The sequence below is a fragment of the Vibrio sp. A1-1 genome (genome assembly GCF_021728175.1).
In the GTDB taxonomy this organism is placed as follows: Bacteria; Pseudomonadota; Gammaproteobacteria; order Enterobacterales; family Vibrionaceae; genus Vibrio; species Vibrio diabolicus.
Window position 1 is genome coordinate 177,376 of the sequence record NZ_JAKKCL010000003.1, and the last position, 24,729, is coordinate 202,104.

At 44.2% G+C, this 24,729-nt stretch carries 23 protein-coding genes; 5 read left to right on the forward strand and 18 right to left on the reverse strand.

Features of this window, described 5'->3' with window-relative positions; all coding sequences use genetic code 11:
- The 4 genes from tssL to tagH are packed head-to-tail and all read right to left on the reverse strand — an operon-like array spanning position 1 to position 4,312.
- Positions 1-1,293, reverse strand: a complete 1,293-nt coding sequence (gene tssL / locus L3V30_RS07760; protein WP_237308635.1) for a type VI secretion system protein TssL, long form — start codon at positions 1,291-1,293, stop codon at positions 1-3.
- Positions 1,294-1,304: 11 nt separating this feature from the next.
- Positions 1,305-2,630 (reverse strand): type VI secretion system baseplate subunit TssK, encoded by a 1,326-nt coding sequence (tssK, locus tag L3V30_RS07765; RefSeq protein WP_081441242.1) that lies wholly within the window; start codon positions 2,628-2,630, stop codon positions 1,305-1,307.
- A 21-nt stretch (positions 2,631-2,651) separates the two neighbouring features.
- Positions 2,652-3,107: a type VI secretion system lipoprotein TssJ gene (gene tssJ / locus L3V30_RS07770; protein WP_005395676.1), complete on the reverse strand. Its 456-nt coding sequence runs from the start codon at positions 3,105-3,107 to the stop codon at positions 2,652-2,654.
- Between the two features lie 11 nt (positions 3,108-3,118).
- Positions 3,119-4,312 carry a type VI secretion system-associated FHA domain protein TagH gene (gene tagH / locus L3V30_RS07775; protein WP_237308636.1) on the reverse strand — a complete coding sequence of 398 codons (1,194 nt, stop codon included), beginning with the start codon at positions 4,310-4,312 and terminating at the stop codon, positions 3,119-3,121.
- A gap of 312 nt (positions 4,313-4,624) precedes the next feature.
- Here tagH and L3V30_RS07780 point away from each other — a divergent pair, with 312 nt between their 5' ends.
- The 3 genes from L3V30_RS07780 (at position 4,625) to L3V30_RS07790 (ending at position 7,766) form a co-directional block, all read left to right on the forward strand.
- Complete coding sequence (locus tag L3V30_RS07780; RefSeq protein ID WP_237308637.1) at positions 4,625-6,775, forward strand: serine/threonine-protein kinase; 2,151 nt, start codon at positions 4,625-4,627, stop codon at positions 6,773-6,775.
- Positions 6,776-7,204: 429 nt separating this feature from the next.
- Positions 7,205-7,540, forward strand: coding sequence for an Hpt domain-containing protein (locus L3V30_RS07785; protein ID WP_005395669.1), 336 nt, complete (start codon positions 7,205-7,207; stop codon positions 7,538-7,540).
- A 34-nt stretch (positions 7,541-7,574) separates the two neighbouring features.
- Complete coding sequence (locus L3V30_RS07790; protein ID WP_012842175.1) at positions 7,575-7,766, forward strand: hypothetical protein; 192 nt, start codon at positions 7,575-7,577, stop codon at positions 7,764-7,766.
- A gap of 32 nt (positions 7,767-7,798) precedes the next feature.
- Here L3V30_RS07790 and L3V30_RS07795 read toward each other — a convergent pair whose 3' ends face one another.
- The 4 genes from L3V30_RS07795 to L3V30_RS07810 all read right to left on the reverse strand — a co-directional run bounded on the left by L3V30_RS07795 (position 7,799) and on the right by L3V30_RS07810 (position 10,620).
- Positions 7,799-8,296, reverse strand: a complete 498-nt coding sequence (locus tag L3V30_RS07795) for an ATP-binding protein (protein ID WP_237308638.1) — start codon at positions 8,294-8,296, stop codon at positions 7,799-7,801.
- Positions 8,297-8,319: 23 nt separating this feature from the next.
- Positions 8,320-9,513 (reverse strand): SpoIIE family protein phosphatase, encoded by a 1,194-nt coding sequence (locus L3V30_RS07800; protein ID WP_237308639.1) that lies wholly within the window; start codon positions 9,511-9,513, stop codon positions 8,320-8,322.
- 18 nt (positions 9,514-9,531) lie between these two features.
- Positions 9,532-9,792 carry a hypothetical protein gene (locus L3V30_RS07805; RefSeq protein WP_237308640.1) on the reverse strand — a complete coding sequence of 87 codons (261 nt, stop codon included), beginning with the start codon at positions 9,790-9,792 and terminating at the stop codon, positions 9,532-9,534.
- Positions 9,793-10,005: 213 nt separating this feature from the next.
- A complete protein-coding gene (locus L3V30_RS07810) occupies positions 10,006-10,620 on the reverse strand; it encodes a glutathione S-transferase (protein WP_047009249.1) in 615 nt (204 codons plus the stop codon).
- Between the two features lie 145 nt (positions 10,621-10,765).
- Between L3V30_RS07810 and L3V30_RS07815 the strand changes: the two genes are divergently transcribed.
- Both L3V30_RS07815 and L3V30_RS07820 read left to right on the forward strand, forming a co-directional pair.
- The gene (locus L3V30_RS07815; RefSeq protein WP_005395660.1) at positions 10,766-11,341 is read left to right on the forward strand and encodes a TetR/AcrR family transcriptional regulator; all 576 of its coding nucleotides are present in this window, start codon (positions 10,766-10,768) and stop codon (positions 11,339-11,341) included.
- A 1-nt stretch (position 11,342) separates the two neighbouring features.
- On the forward strand, positions 11,343-11,747 hold the full coding sequence (locus L3V30_RS07820) for a PPC domain-containing DNA-binding protein (protein WP_145535222.1): 405 nt from the start codon (positions 11,343-11,345) through the stop codon (positions 11,745-11,747).
- Positions 11,748-11,845: 98 nt separating this feature from the next.
- Here L3V30_RS07820 and nirD read toward each other — a convergent pair whose 3' ends face one another.
- The 10 genes from nirD to L3V30_RS07870 form a co-directional block, all read right to left on the reverse strand.
- On the reverse strand, positions 11,846-12,181 hold the full coding sequence (gene nirD, locus L3V30_RS07825; protein WP_237308641.1) for a nitrite reductase small subunit NirD: 336 nt from the start codon (positions 12,179-12,181) through the stop codon (positions 11,846-11,848).
- Positions 12,182-14,701 (reverse strand): nitrite reductase large subunit NirB, encoded by a 2,520-nt coding sequence (gene nirB / locus L3V30_RS07830; protein WP_237308642.1) that lies wholly within the window; start codon positions 14,699-14,701, stop codon positions 12,182-12,184. It lies immediately after the preceding gene.
- Positions 14,702-14,711: 10 nt separating this feature from the next.
- The gene (locus tag L3V30_RS07835) at positions 14,712-15,548 is read right to left on the reverse strand and encodes an ABC transporter ATP-binding protein (protein WP_237308643.1); all 837 of its coding nucleotides are present in this window, start codon (positions 15,546-15,548) and stop codon (positions 14,712-14,714) included.
- A gap of 11 nt (positions 15,549-15,559) precedes the next feature.
- On the reverse strand, positions 15,560-16,525 hold the full coding sequence (locus L3V30_RS07840) for an ABC transporter permease (protein ID WP_145535229.1): 966 nt from the start codon (positions 16,523-16,525) through the stop codon (positions 15,560-15,562).
- 72 nt (positions 16,526-16,597) lie between these two features.
- Positions 16,598-17,962, reverse strand: coding sequence for a CmpA/NrtA family ABC transporter substrate-binding protein (locus L3V30_RS07845; RefSeq protein ID WP_237308644.1), 1,365 nt, complete (start codon positions 17,960-17,962; stop codon positions 16,598-16,600).
- 265 nt (positions 17,963-18,227) lie between these two features.
- The gene (locus L3V30_RS07850) at positions 18,228-18,809 is read right to left on the reverse strand and encodes an ANTAR domain-containing protein (RefSeq protein ID WP_237308645.1); all 582 of its coding nucleotides are present in this window, start codon (positions 18,807-18,809) and stop codon (positions 18,228-18,230) included.
- A gap of 73 nt (positions 18,810-18,882) precedes the next feature.
- Positions 18,883-19,800 (reverse strand): dienelactone hydrolase family protein, encoded by a 918-nt coding sequence (locus tag L3V30_RS07855; RefSeq protein ID WP_237308646.1) that lies wholly within the window; start codon positions 19,798-19,800, stop codon positions 18,883-18,885.
- Positions 19,801-19,970: 170 nt separating this feature from the next.
- Positions 19,971-20,924 carry a glycosyl transferase family protein gene (locus L3V30_RS07860; protein WP_048625126.1) on the reverse strand — a complete coding sequence of 318 codons (954 nt, stop codon included), beginning with the start codon at positions 20,922-20,924 and terminating at the stop codon, positions 19,971-19,973.
- Positions 20,921-21,826, reverse strand: coding sequence for a uroporphyrinogen-III C-methyltransferase (gene cobA / locus L3V30_RS07865; RefSeq protein WP_237308647.1), 906 nt, complete (start codon positions 21,824-21,826; stop codon positions 20,921-20,923). The genes L3V30_RS07860 and cobA overlap by 4 nt, the downstream gene beginning before the upstream one ends.
- Before the next feature lie 20 nt (positions 21,827-21,846).
- Entirely contained in the window at positions 21,847-24,492 is a 2,646-nt protein-coding gene (locus L3V30_RS07870; RefSeq protein ID WP_237308648.1) for a nitrate reductase, read from the reverse strand.
- Between the last annotated feature and the right edge of the window lie 237 nt (positions 24,493-24,729).

The window sequence follows — 24,729 nt, forward strand, 5'->3', positions numbered from 1 at the left end:
TTAATTCGCGACAAGGAGGTCGATTTCAATTCGACGGTTAATAGCTCGGTTTTCGTCACTATTGTTTTCAACCAATGGTCTTGCATCACCCAGCCCTTCTGGTATGACTCGACCTTCTAGTGCGCTATTCGAGATAAGTTGTTCAGACATAGCAGTAGCTCGAGCTAGTGATAGATGCCAGTTCGAAGGATATTTACTCGTGAAAATTGGCCTATCATCGGTATGACCTGTCACAATGATCTTGCCTTGGGTCGACTCCAACGTTCTAGCGAGTTTAGAAATTACGGGTTGGATATACGCAACAACATCAGCACTACCTGATTCAAATAGATCTTGCGACTTTAACGAAATTCTTACCCTGTCTTGCAACGGCTCGACGTTAATTAGCCCCTTCCCGATCTCAGTTGCCAGATACATAGAGATCCTTTCTGCAATTGGCGCTGATTTTGATTCTGACGTTGTATCTTGGTTAAGCTGTTGCGGTTGAACCAAATTAACTAATTGAGAAAAGGTGCGGTTGGAAGCCCTGTTTAGCTCATAGCTAAAATACATAAATATACAAACCAATAATGCAGCCGTTACGGAGCACACAACCCAGAGAGGAGCTCTGTCGGAAGCCTTAGAGCCATTCAAAATGTGTTGTTCGATACTATTGCTTAGCTCTTGAGGTATCCCTCTTCCGTAAGACTTAAGAATAGCGATAATCTGCCTTCTCAGTTTTCGGTGAGACTCCAGTCCGTTTTTTTCCAAACGATATTGGCCGAGAAACCCAAGCGATAGGCACACGTACATCAATTCAAGCAAATCTAAATTTGTATCTGGTTGCGCCATGCACTTATCAAGGTACTTAAAAAACGCCTCCCCACCCTGGCTGCTGGCATAGAAAGAACTAAGCAATGAGTCATGGCTCCAAAATGAATGCCCCCCCCAATTAGTATTGAGCACCGCTTCATCTAACGAGCAACACAAACAGTAACGAGCCGTATCAATAGTGTCCAAATCAACGTCGTGGTGGCGTAGTCGGTTCTCATAATCTCTAAGTTTTTGTGCCAACGTCTCTTTTAGAAACAACGGGTCAGAATGAGTCGCTGTCGCTCGAATTTGACCAATAATGGATAAAAGACCATTCGCTTCTGCCAATAAAGGGTTGTTCCCATAAGCAACCACTGAATCGTTATTCACCAATTCAGGACTTTTTGAGATAACTACCGTATTATCCGCTGACTTTTCTGATGGTGGTTTCGGTGCGGGCGCTCTTCCACCCGGTGTTGGTTTTACGATCGTTTGTTCCATACTGAGCACACCTATTGACTAATACTCCACAGCTCAAGGTCAGCATTCGGAAAATGCCCCGATAAATGCAGCGCAATACCACCACTGTCTTTCAGCCTCATCCAAAACGGGCCTTTCTTGACTACTTCGAAGTAGACATAACCCGTTTGGTAAGGGATCTGCCTCGGTACTACACTCAATGGCGCTACGTTTATGCCATTAATCTGATTGTTGATCAGATCACGAATCTGCTCCGCTGGTCCAAACTTGAGCTGCGCCGGGACTAAACGTCTGATTTCATCTGTTGTCGTATCAGCTTTGACCGCAAGCACAAACTGGCATGATTCAAGTAAACGCTTATCTGGAAGTGGCGTCACTTGAATTCCATATTGTCGTGGCTCCAAAGGAAGTTTGCTTGCTGTTTGATCAAGGACAACGCTCAGATATTGACTCAGAACTTGATTCAATTCGCTATAAACACTTGATACATCTAAGTGATCGTATGTAAGTAAGCTTGGCATCCTCTTGGTTTTGTCAGAAAACGTAGCTAATTCACCAATATAACCTTTCAGGGTCGTAGCTAATTCCAATGGATGTAGCCTGTCTAGGTCACTAAAGTGCTTTAACATCGCCTCATACCTGTTCAACATTTGTAGCATGATGAAATCAACAGCAGATGCAGATGCGGCTTTGCCCTTAATCAATCGCTGCGCAATAACGTCGGCACGCATCTTTGTCATCGCAATAACGTTACGCAAGTAAGCCGACATAACTTTGTCGCTAAGTAAATTGATAAGCGGTGGAACATACGAATCGTCTAGTATTACTTCGCCTTCTGCCGTTACCTCTTTTATTTTCAAAATCGGTAACTCAACATAACCCGCTAATTTGTCATTGCTGGCTTTCAGTTCTAGGTTTAAGGCTGCGACTTGAATCGTTTCTTCATCCTGCCCAGTGAGATTATCTATAACGTCAACGTCTTTAAGTACATAACGAGAAACGATCGCCTCACTTACATCAGAAACATTTTTACCTTTGACATTTGAAAGGGGAAGAGTGATTTTTACTAACGTATTTTCTACGTCTTTATCAATAAATAAAGGCACAACCGAATCGCTGGCTGTTAAGGTATTAACCAGAGTCATATCTGGCAAAACTGCCTCAAAGTGATCTAATTCAATCAGACCATCTTTTAATGCATGTTCTTTTACTCGACATTTCCAAACCCCCCAATTATAAGCCCCACCAAACTGATGTAAGCCTTTGAATTCTTGAGAGGTTGCGCGTTCATGTTGTTGAAAGTGCTGGGGACGTAAAAACATCCCTTCGCACCAAGCCGTCTTGGAGTATTGCGTCATTTATAATTAGCCAACTAAACGTTATTTTACGACCAAAGACAGATCTTCTAACAGAATTTGATAGGTGTTGTAACCGGTCTTATCCACTTCAATGACTTGTCGCCAATTTGAATTTTCAATATCTCGAAACGCTGCGACAATGCCTAAGTATTCAGTCTTTGGAGACATACTTGCCTGATATGTTTCTTTCTGACCTGGAGTTAATGATATTTCATATTTATTCACTAAATCAGGGCCTAAGACTTTTTCACTTTCTTCATAAATTGAAAAAAAATCCTGACTTTCAAAAAGGGTATTTGATGTTAATTCAAAAACATACACGACTACAGGGGATGGCCTACCATTGGAGTCAGGGTTAATATTGTGATTTGCTGTTATTTCTAAATCTGAATATGGATCAACAACTAAATTGGCTGCTGAGCATCCAAATAAAACCATTGAAATTAATAACAAAATGTACTGATAAACTCTTTTCATCACCCTATTTCCTAGCTTTTATTTTTTAATGCTAACTCATAGTGTTTAGCGAAATCTTCTAAATAAAATGGAGATTCTTTATTGATAATGTCATCGGATAGCTTTTCATGAATATCCTCAAACCGCTTCCAACTTTGAGCATATTTCCTTGCTGGAATAACCTTATTAATAACCGTGTCTTTAGCTAAAGCTTCTGAGTATATCGACGTAGGTTCAACAAGCGACATAACACTTGAAACCGTACCCTCAACACCTTTCATTAACGCTTGTTCATGACTTTCTATATCACTAAACGCTTCTTTAATGGCTGCACTTGGCTTTAGGAAACTTGCAGTTTGACGGTTATATAAGTTATGAATTGCATCTTCTAAATTCGCAGAGAACTTCAGAGGATTATTTTCTGACTTCCGAAACGCAGTATGACTAAGTCGATTTGTTTGTTTAAATACCGCGCGATTGTGCAGCGTTTCCATTAAACCAACTAACATCAAAGAAAATGATTCCCCCAGCTGTTCAAACCATTGTTCTCTGTTGTCGCTGGGAATCATCGTTGGATCAATACCAGCTCCTTTAATGAACGCCGTAAGCTCGCTCCCTTTACTATCAAATTTGGGAGTTGGTTGACGTTCTAGCTGTCGTGGGGGTTCCGGTACAGGTGTAGGATCTACACTCTGTTTTTCTGGTTTGGGGATATCAATAAAATCATCGACTAAGCCAATATCTAATTGAAAGTCAGAAGGAACACTCTCATTCAAAAGCTCACTGGCACTAAGGCCGAGGTCTACAAACTCTGCTTCAGATGAACTCGAGAATGCTTCAGGTTCTGAACTGGAACGAAAGTTACTTTCCTGATTATTGAATGCCTCAGTGCTCGTTTGAATACTTACTGAAATTTGGTAATCCCCTAAACTAACCGTATCGCCGTCGCTTAGTGCAATCTCATTTCCTTGGCCCACAGGTGTCACAGCGTTATTAACAAACGTGCCATTAGTTGATAAGTCTTTTATCAAGTATTTATCACCAAACTTGATGAGCTCTCCGTGAGTTCCAGATACTACTCTTTCAGGGTCTGGCAGTGTCCAATCACATTGCTCAGAGCGACCAAATGTAACTTTGGCATGCTCATCACTTGATTCAAACACAAACTCACTCTCAATCTCTGGAGTAAATTTGTGAAAACTTGTTATGGTTAAAACCAACTTCATGTAAACCTCGCCAAAGACCTGCTAAATATTATTTTTAATTTTATTATTAGCCACTTTCTTATTAACAGGAAGATTAATAAAAACCTTAAACCTGCCATTGAAAATCATGCACGGAATAATGAATCATTTTTTTATCAAAGCAATCACGTAATGTTCAACAATTTTAATTATCCAACCAAGTTCAAATTTTTGACACTTAGACTTTCATCAATAAAAAAACGAATGTTAGTTTGGCCGCGAAATTCTAACATAATGACTTTTCATTGAGCAGAAAGGTATATATTCCCCCATCATTTATACGGAGTTCTTGTGATGGAAGACAGCAATAAAAACAATTCTATAAATAATAAAGATAGCGGAGACAAAACTAAAATTGTAAAGACTCAAAAACGAGACAATGCAATTCAATCAAATAAAGTTGCTAGCAATGAAGGCTCCGTTCAAAATAAAAATGAAACAAATACAAAACTGTCTCAAAAAGAAAACACTCCGTTAGTTAATAAGAAAATAAACAATAAAAATAACACATCAAATAATGACAAAGATGTTATTAATGAGAATTTAATAGGTACAACTGTCAAAAATCGATATGAAATCGAGTCGGTTCTTGGCCATGGCGGACTTTGTGATGTTTATTTGGCAAAAGATAAGATATTAGAATCTTCAGGTTCAGAAGCCCCTTACGTAGCATTAAAAATTTTACAAAAAGAGTTTGCATCTCAACCAGAGACTGCACGCATGTTGATACGTGAAGCTCAGCAAACACAAAGATTAAGTCACCCTAATATTATTAGGGTTTTTGATTTTGGTGTCGATGGCGAAATATATTTCTTAGTGATGGAATATATTAATGGGGAAACATTAGAGAATTTAATACAACGATCTAGGCCGCATGGGCTGAAGTTTAATGCAACTTTATCGATTCTAAATCAGGTACTTGACGCCCTGTCTTACGCCCATTCACTTGGTGTCGTGCATGCCGATTTAAAGCCCGCTAACGTCATTTTAACGTCTGAAGGTAATGTTAAATTACTCGACTTTGGTGTATCTAAAACTCATCAATTAAAGCAAGATCAATACGCAGCTAAACGTAAATCCGAAAATGTGGAGACTCTTGGTTATACTCCAAACTACGCATCGCTCAACTTGTTGTCGGGTAAAGAGCCAAACTTAAGCGACGATATGTTTGCGCTATTTTGTATTGCTTACGAGTTATTGAGTTGCAAGCATCCTTATTCAAGAACTCCTGTTAATGAAGCTCTCAAAAAGAAAATGAAGGTCTCGAAACCTGCTAATATGCCAGCATCTAAGTGGCCTATCTTTGCACGCGTGTTTTCAACTGGCATCATCCCCAAAGACCTTACCCCAGATCAGTTAAAACAAAAGTTGAACATGCGATATTGGCCTATCGTTAGCGGTGTAGCTGCAAGCGTACTATTGGTTACCGGAATCGTATTTGGCTATCAACAACAACAAGAAACCATCTCTGATTTAGAAATAGCGATTAACAAGCAAAATGATCAGATTAATGGGCAGGAATGGTTGCTTGATACACCGCCAGAAAAAAGCTTGTCACTGATTAATAGTGAGAAAAACTTACACCCGGTGATTAAAGCTGGCATACTACGACAGCACAAGAGCTACCTTCTAAGTGAGTTTGAATCTGAGATTGATCAGGTTCTGAATTCTGATGCTAACAACTATCCAAATTATGATGAAATCGAGTCTGTACTAAACAAAGCAAAAGCCTACTACCCTGACTCACATAAAATTGAAGTTCTGGCGTTAGATATTCAATCAAGCAAGCACTCCACATTGCTTTCGATAGCCAGACAAATCAATAGCCAACTGGAAAAGTCTCGATACAGTAAAGAAGAAGACAGTAAGTCCATCTATGAACTGAAAGATGAGTTAAATCAAATTCATCAGGATTACCCATTTACACCAAGCTCATTATCTAGCGATGTTTTTGGTAAACACCTAACTGAAGCACTCAAAAATAAAGATGCTGCAGCACTTGTTGCGCTAATTAAGGTTGGGAATACTTTCTTCTCAAACGTTGAAGAGCATCAAAACAACTTAAAAATAAGCAACGCGATGAAAGATGCAGTCCTCGAGATGAAACTGTATGAGACCGCGCTAGACTCTAACGATCCTCTACCATTTCCGGACGAGGCTGCTCGAATTTTGTTCCAAGAGGAATTTGAAAACTTCTATTACCGCCTAGAAAAGGCAAGAACAACAACTCACCTCGATAACTTAGTGAAAGATGTTGATCAGTTTTCGAAGAACTTTCCTATCGGTTTTCAAGATATTAACGATTTGAGATTCAAAACTGCAGATAAATACCTGCGCTTCTCCGACATACTGCTCAATAAGAGAAGGACCACAAGCGCAAGGCGCGCAATGAAGAAAGCGAACGAGTTAATGAGGCAGGTAGAACAGGACTCCAAGCAAAGCTAATTGTACAAAAGGGGCGCAAGGCCCCTTTTTTGCGTCAAGCTACTTGCCATTATGCAACTAGGTTGCTAGCTTGTATTTGTACTCGATTAGGAGAGTTGACCTTGACTGAAGGAATAGTCAAAGTTGGCGAGCGCTTGGCTTACTTGTTTGATGATTGCTTTAAACTAGGTAGACAAGACTGTTCCCAACCCAGCATTTTATTTGGAACCCACTATCACGTAACTTGTGTTGCCACGACACCAGTGCAAAATGCTTTGCACAAAAGATTAGATCATAGACACTTGTATATAAGGCAAAGTGTACCGAACAATAACTTTGTTTTTATGAGTCTAGCTCAAGTGATAAGCACACTGTTCAGCGCTCAACTCCCCCCACTTCAACCTTCCTATCCGATACATTTTTCTACCTCGCGGTTAGTCAGAGGTAAACATGATTAATTTTGATGTTCTCAATAAATACATGGAGAACGACGTAGATCTTATCGTCACCGTTTTTTCCACATACTTAGAAGACCACGCCAATGACATACAGCGTATCAATGAGTTGTACGCAAACAAATGTTGGCCGGAACTCTACTTATTGGCTCACAGTCTAAAGGGCATTCTAGAGAGCTTTGGTGAAGAAACCGCTGTCATTGTTTTCACCAAAATAGAAGCAGAAACAAGAAACGATAACGAGCCAGATAGCTCAGATATAGCTATAGTTACTAAAGAGCTAGCTGCCATTAATCAACAAATCTTTGCTTACTTGAAGAATATGCAATAAAACAAATTAAGGCTTAACTGGGGGAAATATGGCAATGAACAATAGCAATTTCAAGGAGCTGATTGAGTCTCTCAAAGACTTAACGCCAACTCAAAAGAGGTACTTGCTTAGTCGTACAAAGATGGCGTTAGATGATGAGAGCAATATGCTAAACATCAGTGATATACTGACACCAGAAGAGTTGGAAGCATTATTGTCGCCTGCACCAACCACAAATACAAAATAACAATAACATACAACGTAACCGTCAGATTAACGCTAGGGACCAGGTGGGATGAATAGATCTTGCTTGGTTGTTAGTTTTTCGCCGTTCCTCTTCACTAAAACAAACGTGTTTTTTCCAATCTCTTTTTCTAACTTGAACTGGTCAGATAATTGAGCGACTAACATCAGTCCACGACCTGAAGCAAACCAACTATCATCATCCATTAAGTTAGGAGCCTCAATCTGTTTATTTTTATGTTGGTTGAATGTCATTTCATTGATTGACGCTCCGTAGTCAGAAACCCTAAGTTCAATGAAATCTGACATTTGGTCACATCTAATCCTACACTCCACGTCTATCGGCTTGCCTTCAATTTCACTGTAAGAATGGATGTAAGCATTGTTCATAAGCTCAACAACACAAAGCTCTAACGACTGAGCCGTACTTAACGATACTTGATTATCCATTAAAAACTTAGCAACCTCTTTGCTCGCACTTCGAGAGCGAGTAAGGGATCCACCGTAAGTTCGTTTAAACTCGCTCTGGAACATTCTTTTCCTTTATCCCTAGGCTATCAGCCACGCCACCTTACTTGTAAAAGACTCGCATCATCATCAAACTCATCTTTGTTCTGCCAAGATTGTACTTGTTCAAAGACACATCTAGCCTGCACTTCTACTTCTAATTGCGAAGTACAAACAGCTTTTATACTTGATGCCAACCTTTGTACTGAAAACATCTCGTCACCTCGCCTCGCTTCTATCAAACCATCCGAATAAAGCCATACTACATCCCCCTCACTCAGAATAATTTGATTACCAACGTACTCCATCGGCTGCAAAGCGCCAATCATAAAGTTGTCTTCACCCGCCAGCTCTGTAGTTTCGGTGCTCGCTCGCCAAACAAGGAACTTAGGATGACCAGCAGTACAATAGCGAAGTTGTCTTGATTCTGTATTAAGAATGGCATAAACCATGGTGAAATAAAGCTGACTGTTCCTAGTTTGCTGATAACGTCGGTTTAGCCGATCAATAACGGCTGCTGGTTCACTGATACAGTAGTCGCCATCTCTTAGCTCCATGGTTATCGAATCAGGTCCCAGATTTTGAGATAACGTCTGTTGGATAGAAAAAGCCATCAAAGCAGACGAAACACCATGACCTGAAACATCGAAAACATAAAATGCGACATGTCGTTCATCAAGCTCAAAATACCCCAGCATGTCACCACCAATCTGGGAGCACGGTTTGTAGGCGTAACTAAATTGCATGTTCTGGATAGACGACTCTGCTGGGAGTAGTTGCTCCATCAGGTGACTAGCAGACTGTAAATCTTGATGGATCATTCGATAGGCTGCATCTAACTCTTTATTTCTATCAACGAGTTTGTTGTGCAGCTGCAGAGTTCGGAAACCCGCTCGAATTCTCGCTTGAAGTTCTTCGACAGACGTTTTCTTATCCACAAAGTCATCTGCGCCAGCATCGATGCCTTTCACGATCGAGCTTTGGTCATTTCTAGAGGACAATAAAACAAAGAAAATGTAACGTTCGCTAACTTGCGATTTTAATTGCCGACACAGCTCAATACCATTAATGCCAGGCATCATTAAGTCACTAAGTACAAACTGAATATCTTTGCGATAAGTCAGCACTTCAAGTGCGGATTGTCCGTCTTCAACAGCAATAACTTCATAGCCCTGCTTTTCTAATGCACTACTGATATAAAGTAGTACTGTTTTACTGTCATCGACCAAAAGAATGGATTTCATTCGCCTCCTTAAGGCACGCTAACGCAGAACACTAGTCACTGACTGCTCATTTCTAAAACGACTATAATCTTCAGCTAATAACTGGTGTTGATATCGAGTGTAAGACAGCGCCTCATTGGAGATTAATATCTGATGCTCTTTCTCTATTAACTGACTTTGCAGTTTTTCAATCTGTTCATTCTGCTGTGTGTTATTGAGGTACAGCGAGACGAGACCAAAGACCGAAACCATTAAAAGAGCAATAAGAACATTATTGATAGTTTTAACTTGAATACTCATGACCTCTCCTTGTCTATTAATAGACTTCCCACTATGAAAAGAACGTCTACAGACTAAGAGCGCTAGGCTCTAAAACGCATTGAAGCCCATTGAGGTTGTTTTTCCAATTATAGGCGATAGGAGACAAAATAAGAAAAAAGCTGAAGAATTTGAATATCCTTGTGAATTCGAAAGGCAATAGCAGCGAGCAATGATCTACTCGCTGCTGGTACATCAACTTAGAAATGCAGGCCGAGCTGAAACTTGCTCATACCAACGCGCAATGTTTGGTGCAGTAGTAAACACATCGATTTCTAGGCCTTTAATTGCAAAACCAATCAAAATAAAGCCTGTAATATCGACGATAGTAAAATGGTCAGCGGCAATGAACTCGCTTTCACCAAGTCGCTTATCTAACAACGGTAAAAACTCTTGCACGCGTTGCTTGGACTCTTCGCCCCACTCTTTAACACAACGCTCTCTATCTTCATAGATAGCTGTGATGTTTCTAAATGCTTGAAAAGCAGCATACAGACCTTGAAACTCCACCACGCGATGCCACATTTCCACTTGCGCGCGCTCAAGTTGGTTTGCCCCAAACAGAGCTAAATTATTTTCAAACGCTTCATCCAGATAACGACAAATTGCGACGCTCTCACAAATCGTCGTGCCATCTTCAAGCTCAAGCAATGGCACTTTTCCATTGACGCTTTTTTGCTTGAAATCTTCCGCTAGATTTTCGCCGTCACGCACATTTAAAGCGATGCGTTCAACATCGCCACCAATTTCCTTTAAAAAAATGCTAACTCGCTTACAACTCGGAGTTATCGCGGTTTCGTAGAGCTTCATTTTATATCCTTTTTTCTTTTTCTAACCGATTGGTTAGGATATACTGTAGCCAGTTTATAAACGATCAGTCAAGAACTTCATTTCCCAAAAGTTGTTCAATAAGTTTAGGAGTGGTTTGAGAAAAACCGCTCAGGTAGGTACGCATATGGCAAGAAAAGCCAACTTCGATCGAGAAGAAAAACTATTAGTCGCTATGGACGTTTTTTGGCGCAAAGGTTTCGCTAATACATCCATCTCGGATCTCACCGACGAGTTGAACATCAACCGCTTCAGTCTTTACAACACCTATGGTGACAAGCAACAGCTCTACTACGAAGCGCTTGATACTTACTTAAAAAAGGTTTCACTACCGTCACTGAATGATTTGGAAAAAGACGACGCGTCTTTACCCGAGTTGGAATCGTTCCTCAAATCTTTTGCTGAGCTGCAACGCAAACGCAACTGTGGGTGTTTTATTCAAAATGCGTTGATTGAGCACGCTGGCGAAGACGATGACGTGCTGCGCAAAGGGCATTTTTTGTTTGACCATCTTATCGACATCATTGCGGACGCGCTGACCAACGCGCAAAAAGAAACCTTAGTGCCGAAAACGCTGAAACCAGAAGAGCTCGCTCGTTTCGTTCTCAACAACATGCAAGGTATGCGCGTACTTGGCAAAGCCAAACGTTATGCCGACTTGGATACGGCGCTTTCCTGCTTGCTGGTTTTGATTAGGAAATAACATGTCGATTGAAGTGATAGCAGTACGTCTTACCAAAGGCATGGACTTAAAGCTGAGCCTAGCGAAATTGGTCGAGCAGCACGGCATTAGAGCTGGCTCGATTGCTTCATGCGTTGGCTGTATCTCTGACCTCAACCTTCGTTTGGCAGGTGCAGAGAGTACGTTAACCAAACAAGAGCCATTTGAAATCGTCTCAGTACTGGGAACCCTAACGCCTGCACATCAACACGTTCATATCTCGGTGTCTGATCGTGAAGGACGAGTCTGGGGCGGACATTTAATGGAAGGCACGGTTATAGACACCACCGCAGAGTTGATCATCCATTCTTACTCAGAACTTGAGTTCACTAGAGCGATGGACGACTCGACTGGCTATACCGAACTACAAGTGAATCCTTCCAAATAGTAAAAAGCTCCAGAGCCATACTGTGCTGTCTCTGGAGCTTTATTCGCTTATCGCTTACGCTAAGAATTTACTCATATCGAGCAAGCTAATTTCGAGGATCATTCTTCGACTAAGTAACAAACCTGATTATCGTCGACCGTTACTTGCCACGTTTTTAGACAGTGCGCTTCGTCTTCCAAACATTGCCCATTCTTTAAACTGAAGTGTTGTTTGTATAGCGGCGATGCAACACACATCTCACCATCAATATCACCGACAATCCCTCGACTCATCACATAAGCCTTACCAATTGGGTCCCAATCTTGAACGGCGTAAACACCGCTATCAGGAATGCAGAATAACGCGACATGCTCGCCTTCAATTAACACAGTGGCACCGATGAACGGCATTAGGTCATCAAGCTGACACAATTTCACTTTGGTTAAAGCTGCCATTTACACCTCCTGTTTCACTGGAATACGCTGACCGCGCACACGTTGGTACGGCAAGACTTTGCTGCCCGACGTGCTGTTCAAGAAAGGACGGAAGCGTTGCAATTTTTGAGGATTATCCAACGTACTCTTCCACTCACATTGATAGGTATCTACGACTCGTGCCATTTGTTCATCCAAAGAATCACATAGGTTGAGAGAGTCATCCAGAATAACTTGTTTAAGGTAATTTAAGCCCCCTTCCATGTTCTCCATCCACACTGACGTACGCTGCAAGCGATCAGCGGTGCTGACGTAGAACATCAATACTCGGTCAATCATGGTGATCAACTCTGATTTGGATAAGTCGGATGCAAACAAATCAGCGTGTCTTGGTCTCATGCCGCCATTACCACAAACGTATAGATTCCAGCCGTTTTCGGTGGCGATCACCCCAATGTCTTTACTTTGCGCTTCTGCACACTCACGAGTACAGCCCGATACGGCAAACTTAAGCTTATGGGGCGCTCGCAATCCTTTGTAGCGGTTCTCTAACTCAATGGCTAATCCGACCGAGTCATCAACACCATAGCGACACCAAGTAGAACCCACGCAAGATTTCACGGTGCGCACCGATTTGCCGTAGGCGTGCCCTGTTTCAAAACCAGCATCAATTAAGGTTTGCCAGATTTCAGGAAGCTGTTCTAACTGCGCGCCAAATAAATCCACGCGCTGACCGCCAGTGATCTTGGTGTACAAATCATATTGCTGCGCAACTTCGCCTAGTACGATGAGTTTGTCTGGTGTAATTTCGCCCCCCGGAACACGAGGTACAATCGAGTAAGAGCCGTCTTTTTGCAGGTTTGCCATAAAGGCATCGTTAGAATCTTGTAGAGATTGATGCTGTGGCTCCATGATGTGTTCATTCCACAAAGAAGCAAACACAGATGCTGCTGTCGGCTTACAAATGTCACACCCATGCCCTTTGCCATGCAGTGCAATTAAGGTGTCGAAGTCTTTGATCTGTTCCACTTGGCAAATATGGAACACCTCTTGGCGACTTAACTCAAAGTGCTCACACAGGTGGTTGTTAACCTCTACCCCCATGGCTGCCAGTTGAGTATCCAATACCGATTTGACCATATTGCTACAGCCACCACAGCCAGTACCGGCTTTGGTGTTGGCTTTAAGGTCCGTCAGGTTGGTAGTGCCAGCTTGAATCTCGGCAACTAAGTCGCCTTTTGTGACGTTGTGACAAGAACAGATGATGGCACTGTCTGGCATCTCTCCGTCCAGCATTCCGGTATCAAACAGCAGGTTCGCCGCGTGGTCTGGCAGGACCGTTTTGTTCAAATAACACTGTAAGATCGCATCGTAGTCGCTGTTGTCACCAACGAGAATCGCACCGAGCAATTGGGTGCCGCTCGCATCAACCACCAGCTTTTTGTAGATGCCTGCAACCGCATCTTGCAATACCATTTCTTGTGCGCCTTCGGTTTGCATTTGTGCATCGCCGATAGACGCCACATCCACCCCAAGTAGTTTGAGCTTGGTGCTCATGTCCGCACCTTTAAAACCTTCACTCGGCATTCCAGTCAAGACATCGGCAGTGGTTCTCGCCATGGTGTAACCGGGAGCGACCAAACCAAAGATCTTCTGCTCCCACAACGCACATTCGCCAATCGCGTAAATATTCTCATCGCTGGTTTGGCATTGGTTATTAATCACAATGCCGCCTCGCTCGCCAACTTCTAGCTCAGCCAACCTTGCCAACTCATCTTGAGGGCGAATCCCTGCGGAAAAGACAATCACATCCACTTCGAGAGGATCTTTGTCTTTAAACACCATACGATGCTTAGCCGTTTCACCATCGCAGATTCGCTCCGTCCCCGTCGAGGTATGTACGGTTAGCCCTAGCGCTTCAATCTTCTCTTTTAGCACTAAGCCAGCACCATCGTCTAACTGCACGGGCATCAGGCGGGGTGCAAATTCAATAACGTGAGTTTCTAACCCCAATAGTTTGAGTGCGTTTGCCGCTTCTAAACCCAACAAGCCACCACCAATCACTGCGCCTGTTCTTGCGCCTTCACATGCCTTCTTGATTTGTGAAAGGTCATCAAGCGTGCGGTAGACAAACACGTTGTCGCGGTCTTTACCTTCAATTGGCGGCACAAATGGATACGAACCGGTCGCGAGCACGAGTTGGTCGTAACCCAGCACATCTTCACCATCAAGCAGAATGCGCTTTTGCTCTCTGTCGATGCCTGTTACTTGGCTGCCAAGTACGAGTTGGATGCCATGCATGTCGTACCATTCTTGGTTACTCAGCATCAAATCATCATGAGACTTACCCGCAAACAAAGAAGACAACTGTACACGGTCATACGCGATAAAACGCTCTGCACCAATCACGGTAATTCGGTGCTCCAAATGCGCGTTTTTCTGCACTAATTGCTCGACGAGGTGTTGCCCGACCATACCGTTGCCTACCACAACGATGTGGCTCAATGCGTTCTTTACTGGGATCGTTAAAGGACTGTTCATCGCTGCCTCCTTATGCCGTTTGCGCTGCGGTTTTGGGTTTGTCTTCTTTCGAAGCAGGAATCTCGACTTTGGATTGCTTCTCGTAAAGGAACTTCAGCACCGCTTGTCGACACTTCTGGTACTGCGCATCATCCGCCAGTGCTACACGCTCACGAGGGCGCGGTAGATTCACTTCTAACACTTCACCTATGGTTGCTGCCGGTCCGTTAGTCATCATCACGATTTTGTCGGATAGCAGCACCGCTTCATCCACGTCGTGGGTAATCATGATCACGGTATTGTTTAGCTCGGCTTGAATCTTCATCAGTGCATCCTGCAAATGCGCACGAGTTAGTGCATCCAACGCACCAAATGGTTCATCCATCAATAAAACCTTTGGTTGAAGTGCCAGTGCTCTCGCAATGCCGACTCGCTGCTTCATACCCCCAGAGATTTCATCCGGCTTTTTGTGCGCGGCATGCTGCATTTGAATCAACTCTAAATAGTGATTCACTTGCTCCTGAATCCACGCTTTGCCCTTTTTACCAGCAATTTGCTTTACTGCGAGCTCAACGTTTTCATATACGGAGAGCCAAGGCAATAATGAATGGTTTTGGAACACAACCGCACGGTCAGGCCCCGGCCCTGCCACCTCTCGCCCATCGACGATCACGCCGCCGTCTGTTGGCATGTGCAGACCCGCAACTAAGTTCAATACCGTTGATTTTCCGCAACCAGAGTGGCCAATCAGCGATACAAACTCACCTTTATTGATTTGTAAATCGACGTTCTTAAGCGCGATGAATTCGCCATCTGGCGTTGGGAATCGCATCCCTAAACGCGTTAGATCTAATAATGCTTTTTCCATGATCTTTTCCCTTATCTCAACGCTTGTTGTTTATTCCAAGACAGCCACTTTTGAAGTTGCAGCATGCCTCTATCGAGCATCAAACCAATAAAGCCGATAGTGATGACCGCCACCATGATGCGACCCAATGATGCCGAACTGCCGTTTTGGAACTCATCCCAAACAAACTTGCCTAACCCAGGGTTTTGCGCGAGCATTTCTGCCGCAATCAACACCATCCAAGCGATACCTAAAGAGAGACGTAAACCGGTGAAGATCATTGGTATGGCAGAAGGTAAAACGATGGTGCGGATGTGCTGCCACCACGAAAGTTGGAGCACTTTACTCACGTTAACTAAGTCTTTATCAACGCTCGTCACACCCACTGCGGTGTTAATCAGCGTCGGCCATAAGCTACACAGCGCCACGGTGATCAGAGAGTTAATGAACGACTTAGCAAACATCGGGTCATCACTCACGTAAGTGGCACTCACCACCATGGTTACGATAGGCAGCCATGCCAAAGGTGATACAGGCTTGAGCAATTGAATGATTGGGTTGAACGCTTGATACAGTCCTTGATTCAGACCAAGCACGATGCCAAGTGGAATCGCGATAACCGTCGCCAGCAGAAAGCCCGCTGTCACAGTCACTAAGCTCGTCACGATTTGGTCGAAGAACGTCGGCTTACCTGTGTAAGGACGAATCTTCACTTCCGCGTCTGGATTCTTGGCTAACTTCGCAGCATTGCGCTTTTCCTGACGCTCGATAAACGCTTGTTCTTTTTCTCGCTCTTGCCAATGGTCATCGACAAGGTTGCTGAACTGCTGAAAAGTTTGCACAGGTCCCGGTAGTGTACCTAATGAGGTTTGCACTTCTCTCGCCGCTAAGTGCCACATTGCCAAAAAGATCAGCAAGCCAATGACGGGCAAAAGCACCAACCGACTTCGGTTCACTACCTGCTTAGCAGGAAAAAGGGAAATGACATTACTAGACATACTCACTCCTAAGAAATTTACATCCTTGTTACCACAAGCGAATCCCCTCGCCTGTGGCGTTTATCGCTATGGTTAAACCTTGTCTTTTCCTTTAAGCCCGATAGAGAACTTCTCTAGATATTTATTTGGCTCACGACCGTCATAAACGATGTTGTCGATAAAGTGTGTTTGTGGCGCACGGAAACCATCTTCAGCACTAAAATCTGGGAAGTCTTTTTTGCTCAACACACCATCTTCAATTAGCGCTTGAGCCGCTTGTTGGTAGATATCTGGACGGTAAACCTCTTTTGCGACATCCATGTACCAATCATCGGATTTCTCGCTTGAGATCTGTCCCCAGCGACGCATTTGGGTTAGGTACCAAATCGCATCGCTGTAATACGGATAAGTAGCGTTATGACGGAAGAACACATTGAAGTCTGGCACGTCGCGTTTATCACCTTTCTCGTATTCAAATGTGCCGGTCATTGAGTTAGCGATAACTTCGGCATCGGCTCCCACATACTCGCTTTTTGATAGCATCTTCACTGCTTCTTGGCGGTTGGCATTGTCGTTTTCATCCAACCAATGTGCAGCTCGAATCAAGGCTTTCACTACGCGAATGTGCGTGTTTGGATACTTCTCAGCCCAAGCTTTGGAAACACCAAATACTTTCTCTGGGTTGTTCTTCCAGATTTCGTAGTCGGTCACGACGGGCGTACCAATGCCTTTGAATACGGCTTGTTGGTTCCATGGTTCGCCTACGCAGTACCCTTTGATCGTGCCCGCTTCCATTGTCGCTGGCATTTGTGGTGGCGGTGTAACACTCAAAAGAACGTCAGCGTCCAACTGGCCACTGTTGTCACCGGATTCTGGTGCATAAAAGCCTGGATGAATCCCACCTGCCGCTAACCAGTATCGCAACTCGTAGTTGTGCGTCGATACTGGGAACACCATACCCATGTTGAACGGTTTGCCTTTATCCAGATAGCTGTCGACCACAGGCTTCAGTGCATCAGCTTTGATTGGGTGAACAGGTTTGCCATCTGGTTGTTTTGGAATGTACTGCTTCATCTGTTCCCAAGTATCATTGGAAACCGTGATTGCGTTGCCGTTCAAATCCATACTGAACGCGGTAATCACTTCTGCTTTTGTGCCGACACCAATCGTTGCGCCCAATGGCTGACCAGCAAGCATGTGCGCGCCAGCAAGCTCACCATCGATGACTCGGTCTAAGAGCACCTTCCAGTTTGCTTGCGCTTCTAAAGTGACGTACAAGCCTTCGTCTTCAAAAAAGCCTTTCTCATAAGCAACCGCCAGCGGTGCCATATCGGTTAACTTAATAAAACCAAACTTCAGGTCTTCAATTTCTGGCTCACCCAACTTTGCCTTTACGCTGACCGTGGTGAATACCGATAACGAAATTGCTGACACTTTCAGCATCGAACTCCATTTCATTGGTTTGCTCCCATAAAAAAAGCGCCACTACTCCGAAGAGCAGTAGCGCCGTTGCTAAGTCTACAATTACCGCCGTTGATAATTGAGATAAGCGATTCAACAATAAACCCGTTTTAACTAATCCAAGTACTGTGCCAACTTATTTTCTACTTTAAATACAGCACATTAGAGTCTACCCTCGTAACCAAGCAACTGTTTTTGCTTGCTGTTAGTGCAACACGCACCACGGTAGAATTTCTGCCATAACCCCAAAGTAGTAGAGAAGTTAATCCATTAACTGCAATGCCGTAATCAGATTCTTCGCCACTTGTGAGAGCGTTTGGCTCGATTGCATGGCTGAATTTCTAAGCGCTTTATAAGCCTGATCTTCATCAACACTGTGCATCTTCATCAGCAGACCTTTGGCTTTTTCCACCAGCTTGCGCTCTTCAATCTTATGGGTCAGCGATTCAATTTCCGATTGCATACTTTCGAATTTCGCTCTCACTAATGTCGCATGTTCAATCCAGGGTTGAAGTGCAAACTCACTATCATGTGGCATGAGAACATAATCCATTTTTTCTGATAACCGATTGATATCATTGGATGATAGTTGCTTCAGCACGATAAGGAGTGGTGCCGATTTTCTGCGACAGAAATCGACAATCAAACGCAGTTCCGCCGTCGGCTGCTGCCATCCAACAACAACGCGTGCCGATGGTTCTCGCTGCATCAAAGTTTCTAGTTGTGCCAATTGGCAGCCAACTATGTTGTCGTAATCTTTGCTCAACAAGCCGGATAGTCGAGCCTGCTCTTGGAGGCTATCACAGCATACTATGATGGGTATTTTTGACGTTGATTGAGTCATGCACATTCCTTGTTTATATCTCACTCACTAAGAGAGACATAACAAGGAATGTGCCAATTAAAGTTGAAGCGTTTTAACTAGAGGCGAGATGTTCTTTGAAGAAACCTAGTGTGCGTTCCCACGCGAGCGCCGCTTCTTCTGGTGCGTAGCGAGCCGTTGAGTCGTTATGGAAGCCATGGTTGACGTTTTCATACATTAACGCCTGATACTGCGCATCGTTCGCGATCAATTGCTGCTCATAGGCAGGCCATGTGTCGTTGACGCGCTTATCGAGCCCTGCGAAGTGAATCATCAACGGCCCTTTGACCTGCTTTTGAATCTCTTGCGCCGCCGGTGTTCCGTAGAAAGGCACACCTGCATCCAGCTCTTCTGGCATTACCGCTGCAAGCATATTAACGATGTATCCACCGAAACAGAACCCAACAGCGCCTAATTTACCGTTCCCACCCTCGTAGTGTTTAATGAAATTAGCAGCAGCAATAAAATCTTGTTCGATCTTGGCTCTGTCCATCTCTTTCTGCATGGCGCGACCTTCATCATCGTTCCCCGGATAGCCACCGAGTGGATAAAGCGCGTCAGGAGCGAAAGCAATAAAGCCGTCTTTCGCGAGTCGTCTGGCGACATCTTTGATGTATGGGTTTAGACCTCGATTTTCATGAATCACCAACACTGTCGGCGATTTTAAGGTCTTCTTTTGTGGCACAACCAAATAGCCGCTACCTTCCCCATGTCCATTGGGCGAGGCAAAGGTTTCATAGGTTGCTTTGATCTCAGGATCATTAAAGGAAACTTGCTCTGCGAGTGCATAATTTGGAGTCAGAGCATCAACCAGGGCCGTCATACTAAAACCTAAAACAGCGAGGCCACCAAGACGGTTGAGAAACTCTCGACGAGAGATTTTGCCATGTGCGTATTCGTCATACCAATCGAAAGCTTCTTGTGGAATGGGATGTGACGCCTTGTTGTTAGAATTTGAGTGCTTTAGAATCATTATCCTTGTCCTCATTTCTTATCGAAAAGTAAACTCATCAGGCCTCACTGATGTTTGCCCCAACCAGTTGTGAGACACTTCAAGTGATAAATACATCACTGACAAGCTTACACAAACAATAGATAAAGGATTCCGATCCAACAACGTTTCGCGGTTAGCTCGTCACAGGATTAACTGCCACAACAATAGTTTTCCCAATAAGCAAACGCACGTTCAAAGGCCTGTTCCCTATCGTGCACTTGAGCAAAGAGCACAACTGTCATCGTTGCCAAAACCGTATTTGCCATTTGGTTCATGTCATCTTCTGACGTCCCAAACGGACAGTTCGTAGGCATTGGCACCTCAGACAGCATTTGCTCCGTCCAGTAGTGCGATGTCACGCCGCTTGTTTGGCTTAGCCAAACAGTTTGACTTACTTTCGGGTTGTATTCTGACTCACCCGATTGTCCTTTGAATGACACAACGGCGTGAGCGGTTTGACCGATTTCATATTCAACTTCAGCATGAAGTTGTTGGAATCCAGGATGGAAGCTACCACGAATACCAACCGTCGCCTGCCCCGGATTCAATGCACGAACCACGGTATTAATCGGCGTTCTAAGCCCATAACGATTCTTCCAACCGATCATGGTTTCTGCTTGTGGAGCAAATGCGCTGAGCGGTAGATACACGATGTTTTGTGTTTCTAAGACACGCTTTGCTTCTTCTGCTGATTCCGCTTTCTCGATAGCAAACTTGTCGAGGTAATCTTCTGCGTGTAAACGTCCAGATTGACGGTCGTGATAGCCATGCATCAGCACTTTATGACCATTATCGGCAAGGATCTTCGCTGCTAACAGGTGCCAAGGCTGACCTGCCGCTTCACGTTTGCCTGCGTAACATGGCCAGTCGATGTCTGCACCAATAGCAGGCATGCGGGATTGGAATGCTTTCACAAAGCCAGCGATTTCTTGTTGAGTCTCGTTTTGTACGCGGATCAGCATCAGCAGCATTGCCATTTGATCATCATCGCACTCTCCGTTTAGGTATTCATCCATAACTCGAAACGCTTGGTCAAAGTTCAGTGGTTTTCTACCACGTTCGCCACGACCGACTGTTCTGATACACTCCAAAATGCTGCTCATATTCCCTCGTATTCCGTCACTGACTGTACGGTTTCTATTAGTTGTTCGCGCAGTTTGACAACTTCTCCCATCACAATCAATGCTGGGCTGATGCCTTTAAGTGTAATCGATAACTCATTGAGCTGATTGAGTTGGGTAACATGAACTTGTTGCTGAGGGCTGCAACCATGAGTGATGATCGCGACAGGGAAATCTTCTCTCAAACCAGCGTCGATTAAACCGATTTGTATGTCTGCCGATTTTTCTAATCCCATGTAGAACACCAATGTTTGTCCGCTTTGCATCAATTGGCTCCAAGCCTCAAATGCGCCTGTTACCACTTGCCCCGTCACTAAGGTAACGCTGCGAGCAACGCCGCGATGAGTCAGCGGAATCAAGCTGTTTGCGGAACATCCAATCGCAGCAGTAATACCGGGGATGACTTCGTAAGCGATAGAGTGTTTGACAAGCGCTAACGCCTCTTCGCCTCCACGACCAAATACAAAAGGATCTCCCCCTTTTAAGCGCACAACTCGCTTTCCTTGCTGAGCGAGCGACACCATCAAATCACAGATTTCCTCCTGACCAATACTAGGTTGTCCGCATCGTTTGCCCACGTAAATCCAATCGGCTTGTGGCGAAGTCAACTCCAAAATATCTTTGCTAACCAGACGGTCGTACAACAGTACCTCTGCCGACATAATCGCTTTCACTGCCTTCACGGTTAACAAGTCTGGATCGTGCGGTCCTGCTCCGACAATCGAAACAAAACCTTTTTGATTCGCATCTAGATCTGCGGAGTGATTTTCTAAAAGTTGGTTCAGTTTGCTTGCTTGGTCATGCTTAGAAAAGCGAGACGAGCGTTCTTGATTCTGACTCGCTTGTCCTTTCTTAAACCAAGACTTTTGATAAGGCGCTTCCATGTGCTTATCCTCTTTCTGATTTACTTTATTTGCATCGCCAGACTTTGCTGGCTCGCTTGCTGTTTGCCCTTTTGATGCTGATGGCTGTCGACCATTTGTTTGATTTGAGAGACGCATGAGCCACAGTTGGTACCGCATTTGAGTTTGTTTTGAAGTTGGGTCAGTGAAGTGCAATCTCGTTTCTCTATCGCGTCATGTATTTGTTTATCAGTAACACGGAAACAACTACAAACCAGTTTGGCAATGCTTTGCGATTGAGTGATGGTAAGCAGTTGCGATAACTCCATCGGCTTACCAATCAAGTGCGTAAAGTTGGTGTAGTCGGTTTGAATCGGCTCACTAGACACCACCAAAACAGAACGAATGATACGAACGTCTCCAACAAGATCGTAATCTACCGCTAACCAACCTTGGGCAATATCAATCGTGATCCTGCGACTCTTTTCGGTTCGACAAAAACTCTGCTTCTTTGGTCGTTTATCGTGTGCGAAGCGCCAGATGCCCAAATTACTTTCTGCTTGAAATGCGCTGTAGAGAAACTTGCCGGAATCAAACTGTGTCCCGATGAACATACCGTAGGTTTTTACCGCTGCGTCTTGCACTTCAACATAAGACGACTTAAACGCAGGTTGCCCAGAAATAGGGTCTTTTGCGCTGTTTATTATCGCGTTAACACTGCTTTCACCCCCATATCGGCCCGCCCAGTGCATTGACATAAACAGCTCCTGAAAACCCAAACCTTCATCAATGGCCACTTTGGCATAAATACTGGTGTTTGAAGTAGGCTGGAACAGCTTGGTGAGTTGTCCTGCTTTTAAGCGATTTTGAGTGGCGGAGAGTGTGTTCATGTACACGGTTGGCTCTAACTCAGAGGCGGCAAGGTGTGCGATATGCCCTGTACGCGTCATGGTATGCCATTGGTCGCGTTGTCTGCCCGTATTGAGCCACCAGCCTTTTGTTCTCTCTAAGCGTTGAAGCAATTCACTGGTCACGACAAAACGCGCTTTACCATCTGGGTGCGAATAGATTCCATCAGTAAAAGGGCGCTCTCCTCCCCATTGTGTCGGCACCCACTCCTCGTATTCTTGCTCGGTTAAGTTTGCGTGTTGAGACAGGTCGAGCTTCAATGGCGAATCAGTATTCATGCCTGTCATCGCCGCATATTCCCTGAATACCGCCCGCTCAGAAGTAAACGCAAAGCCATTTTGTATTTTTTCCAATGTACACAGAGCTTGTCCGACTTGGCTTATCGCCCACCAATCTGGTTTTGCTTCACCAGGTGGTATTTGAAACTGACGTTGACGAGACATTCTACGTTCAGAGTTAGTCACCATCCCTTGCTTTTCACCCCAACCAGCTGCTGGCAGTAGAACATCTGCATATTTAGCAACGTCCGACTCCGCAGTAATATCAGACACAATCACAAAAGGACAAGCCTCTAACGCGCGCTTAACCATCTGATTATCAGGCAAAGAAACCACGGGATTGGTTGCCATGATCCACAGAACTTTAATCTCCCCACGTTCTACCGCCTCAAACAGTTCAACGGCTTTTAAACCGGGCTGAGTGGCAATTTCTGGTGAATCCCAAAACGCCTGCACTTGCTTGATAGAATCTGCGTCAAAAGCGCGATGAACCGCTAGTTGGTTTGCCAAACCACCGACTTCTCGCCCACCCATCGCATTCGGCTGACCTGTAATAGAAAACGGCCCACAACCTGACTTGGCAATTTTACCTGACGCCAAATGTGCATTAATAATGGCATTGCCTTTATCAACACCATTTTCGGCTTGGTTAACCCCTTGGCAAAACAGCGTGATTGCGCTTGGGCTTTGTGCAAACCATTGGAAGAAGGTGGTCAGCTTTTCTTCTGAAATGCCAATGGAAGACGTTAGATTAGTGACATCGTAACGAAAATCAGTAGCTTCTTCTGCAAGCGCAGCAAACCCTTCGGTATGGGAATTTATATATTCAGAATCAATACATTGCTGCTCGATAAGAAACTTGAGAAGCCCATTAAAAAGTGACACATCCCCATCGTTTTTAATCGGTAGATGCAAATCCGCTTGCTGCGCTGTGACCGTTTCACGCGGGTCAATGACCACCAGCTTGAGGTTAGGATTGTTTTCTCTCGCTTGTTGAATACGTCGAAATAGAACAGGGTGCGTCCAAGCGGTATTGGCACCACAAATGATCAATAGCTCAGTCTTATCAATGTCATCGTAATTGACGGGAACGACATCTTCACCAAATGCTCGTACATGAGCCGCAACCGCCGAAGACATACACAAACGGGAGTTAGTATCGATGTTTGCGCTGCCAACATAGCCTTTCATGAGTTTGTTGGCGACGTAATAGTCTTCCGTCAACAACTGACCAGAAACATACATCGCGACAGAATCAGGTCCAAACTCCGCTTTTGCTTGATGGATCTCTTGTGCAATTAAGTCTGTGACCGACTGCCATGACACTTCTTTTTCCCTTAGCTTGGGGTAGAGCAATCTTGAAGGCATTTGTAAGCTTTCTGCTAATGCGACACCCTTTACACACAGTGAACCGGAATTGGCCGGATGAAGCGCATCTCCAATAATCTTGTTATTGCTGATTTCAATTCCGCAGCCTACTCCGCAATACGGACAAGTTGTCTTTCTACACCCTTGTGACATAACGCCTCCTGCGCGACTAATCCTAAATTACAGGCAAAAAAAAGCCTCTCCCGAATCGAGAGAGGCAGCAATGCCTTTAACGCTGTTAGTACATTTTCAAAAGTAATACCCTATCCCGCTCTCGCCTGCTATAGAGAGCGGCGCATCGAGTTAACGATGAACATTTATCTCAAAGCAAACGAGGTGCCAAGATTGAAAATCTTTAATTTACAAAACGTTAGAATGTAAACAACTATT

Excerpts from the sequence above, each read along its gene's own strand:
- tssL (WP_237308635.1), bottom strand. The coding sequence starts at position 1,293 with ATGGAACAAACGATCGTAAAACCAACACCGGGTGGAAGAGCGCCCGCA.
- tssK (WP_081441242.1), bottom strand. The coding sequence starts at position 2,630 with ATGACGCAATACTCCAAGACGGCTTGGTGCGAAGGGATGTTTTTACGT.
- tssJ (WP_005395676.1), bottom strand. The coding sequence starts at position 3,107 with ATGAAAAGAGTTTATCAGTACATTTTGTTATTAATTTCAATGGTTTTA.
- tagH (WP_237308636.1), bottom strand. The coding sequence starts at position 4,312 with ATGAAGTTGGTTTTAACCATAACAAGTTTTCACAAATTTACTCCAGAG.
- L3V30_RS07780 (WP_237308637.1), top strand. The coding sequence starts at position 4,625 with ATGGAAGACAGCAATAAAAACAATTCTATAAATAATAAAGATAGCGGA.
- L3V30_RS07785 (WP_005395669.1), top strand. The coding sequence starts at position 7,205 with ATGATTAATTTTGATGTTCTCAATAAATACATGGAGAACGACGTAGAT.
- L3V30_RS07790 (WP_012842175.1), top strand. The coding sequence starts at position 7,575 with ATGAACAATAGCAATTTCAAGGAGCTGATTGAGTCTCTCAAAGACTTA.
- L3V30_RS07795 (WP_237308638.1), bottom strand. The coding sequence starts at position 8,296 with ATGTTCCAGAGCGAGTTTAAACGAACTTACGGTGGATCCCTTACTCGC.
- L3V30_RS07800 (WP_237308639.1), bottom strand. The coding sequence starts at position 9,513 with ATGAAATCCATTCTTTTGGTCGATGACAGTAAAACAGTACTACTTTAT.
- L3V30_RS07805 (WP_237308640.1), bottom strand. The coding sequence starts at position 9,792 with ATGAGTATTCAAGTTAAAACTATCAATAATGTTCTTATTGCTCTTTTA.
- L3V30_RS07810 (WP_047009249.1), bottom strand. The coding sequence starts at position 10,620 with ATGAAGCTCTACGAAACCGCGATAACTCCGAGTTGTAAGCGAGTTAGC.
- L3V30_RS07815 (WP_005395660.1), top strand. The coding sequence starts at position 10,766 with ATGGCAAGAAAAGCCAACTTCGATCGAGAAGAAAAACTATTAGTCGCT.
- L3V30_RS07820 (WP_145535222.1), top strand. The coding sequence starts at position 11,343 with ATGTCGATTGAAGTGATAGCAGTACGTCTTACCAAAGGCATGGACTTA.
- nirD (WP_237308641.1), bottom strand. The coding sequence starts at position 12,181 with ATGGCAGCTTTAACCAAAGTGAAATTGTGTCAGCTTGATGACCTAATG.
- nirB (WP_237308642.1), bottom strand. The coding sequence starts at position 14,701 with ATGAACAGTCCTTTAACGATCCCAGTAAAGAACGCATTGAGCCACATC.
- L3V30_RS07835 (WP_237308643.1), bottom strand. The coding sequence starts at position 15,548 with ATGGAAAAAGCATTATTAGATCTAACGCGTTTAGGGATGCGATTCCCA.
- L3V30_RS07840 (WP_145535229.1), bottom strand. The coding sequence starts at position 16,525 with ATGTCTAGTAATGTCATTTCCCTTTTTCCTGCTAAGCAGGTAGTGAAC.
- L3V30_RS07845 (WP_237308644.1), bottom strand. The coding sequence starts at position 17,962 with ATGAAATGGAGTTCGATGCTGAAAGTGTCAGCAATTTCGTTATCGGTA.
- L3V30_RS07850 (WP_237308645.1), bottom strand. The coding sequence starts at position 18,809 with ATGACTCAATCAACGTCAAAAATACCCATCATAGTATGCTGTGATAGC.
- L3V30_RS07855 (WP_237308646.1), bottom strand. The coding sequence starts at position 19,800 with ATGATTCTAAAGCACTCAAATTCTAACAACAAGGCGTCACATCCCATT.
- L3V30_RS07860 (WP_048625126.1), bottom strand. The coding sequence starts at position 20,924 with ATGAGCAGCATTTTGGAGTGTATCAGAACAGTCGGTCGTGGCGAACGT.
- cobA (WP_237308647.1), bottom strand. The coding sequence starts at position 21,826 with ATGGAAGCGCCTTATCAAAAGTCTTGGTTTAAGAAAGGACAAGCGAGT.
- L3V30_RS07870 (WP_237308648.1), bottom strand. The coding sequence starts at position 24,492 with ATGTCACAAGGGTGTAGAAAGACAACTTGTCCGTATTGCGGAGTAGGC.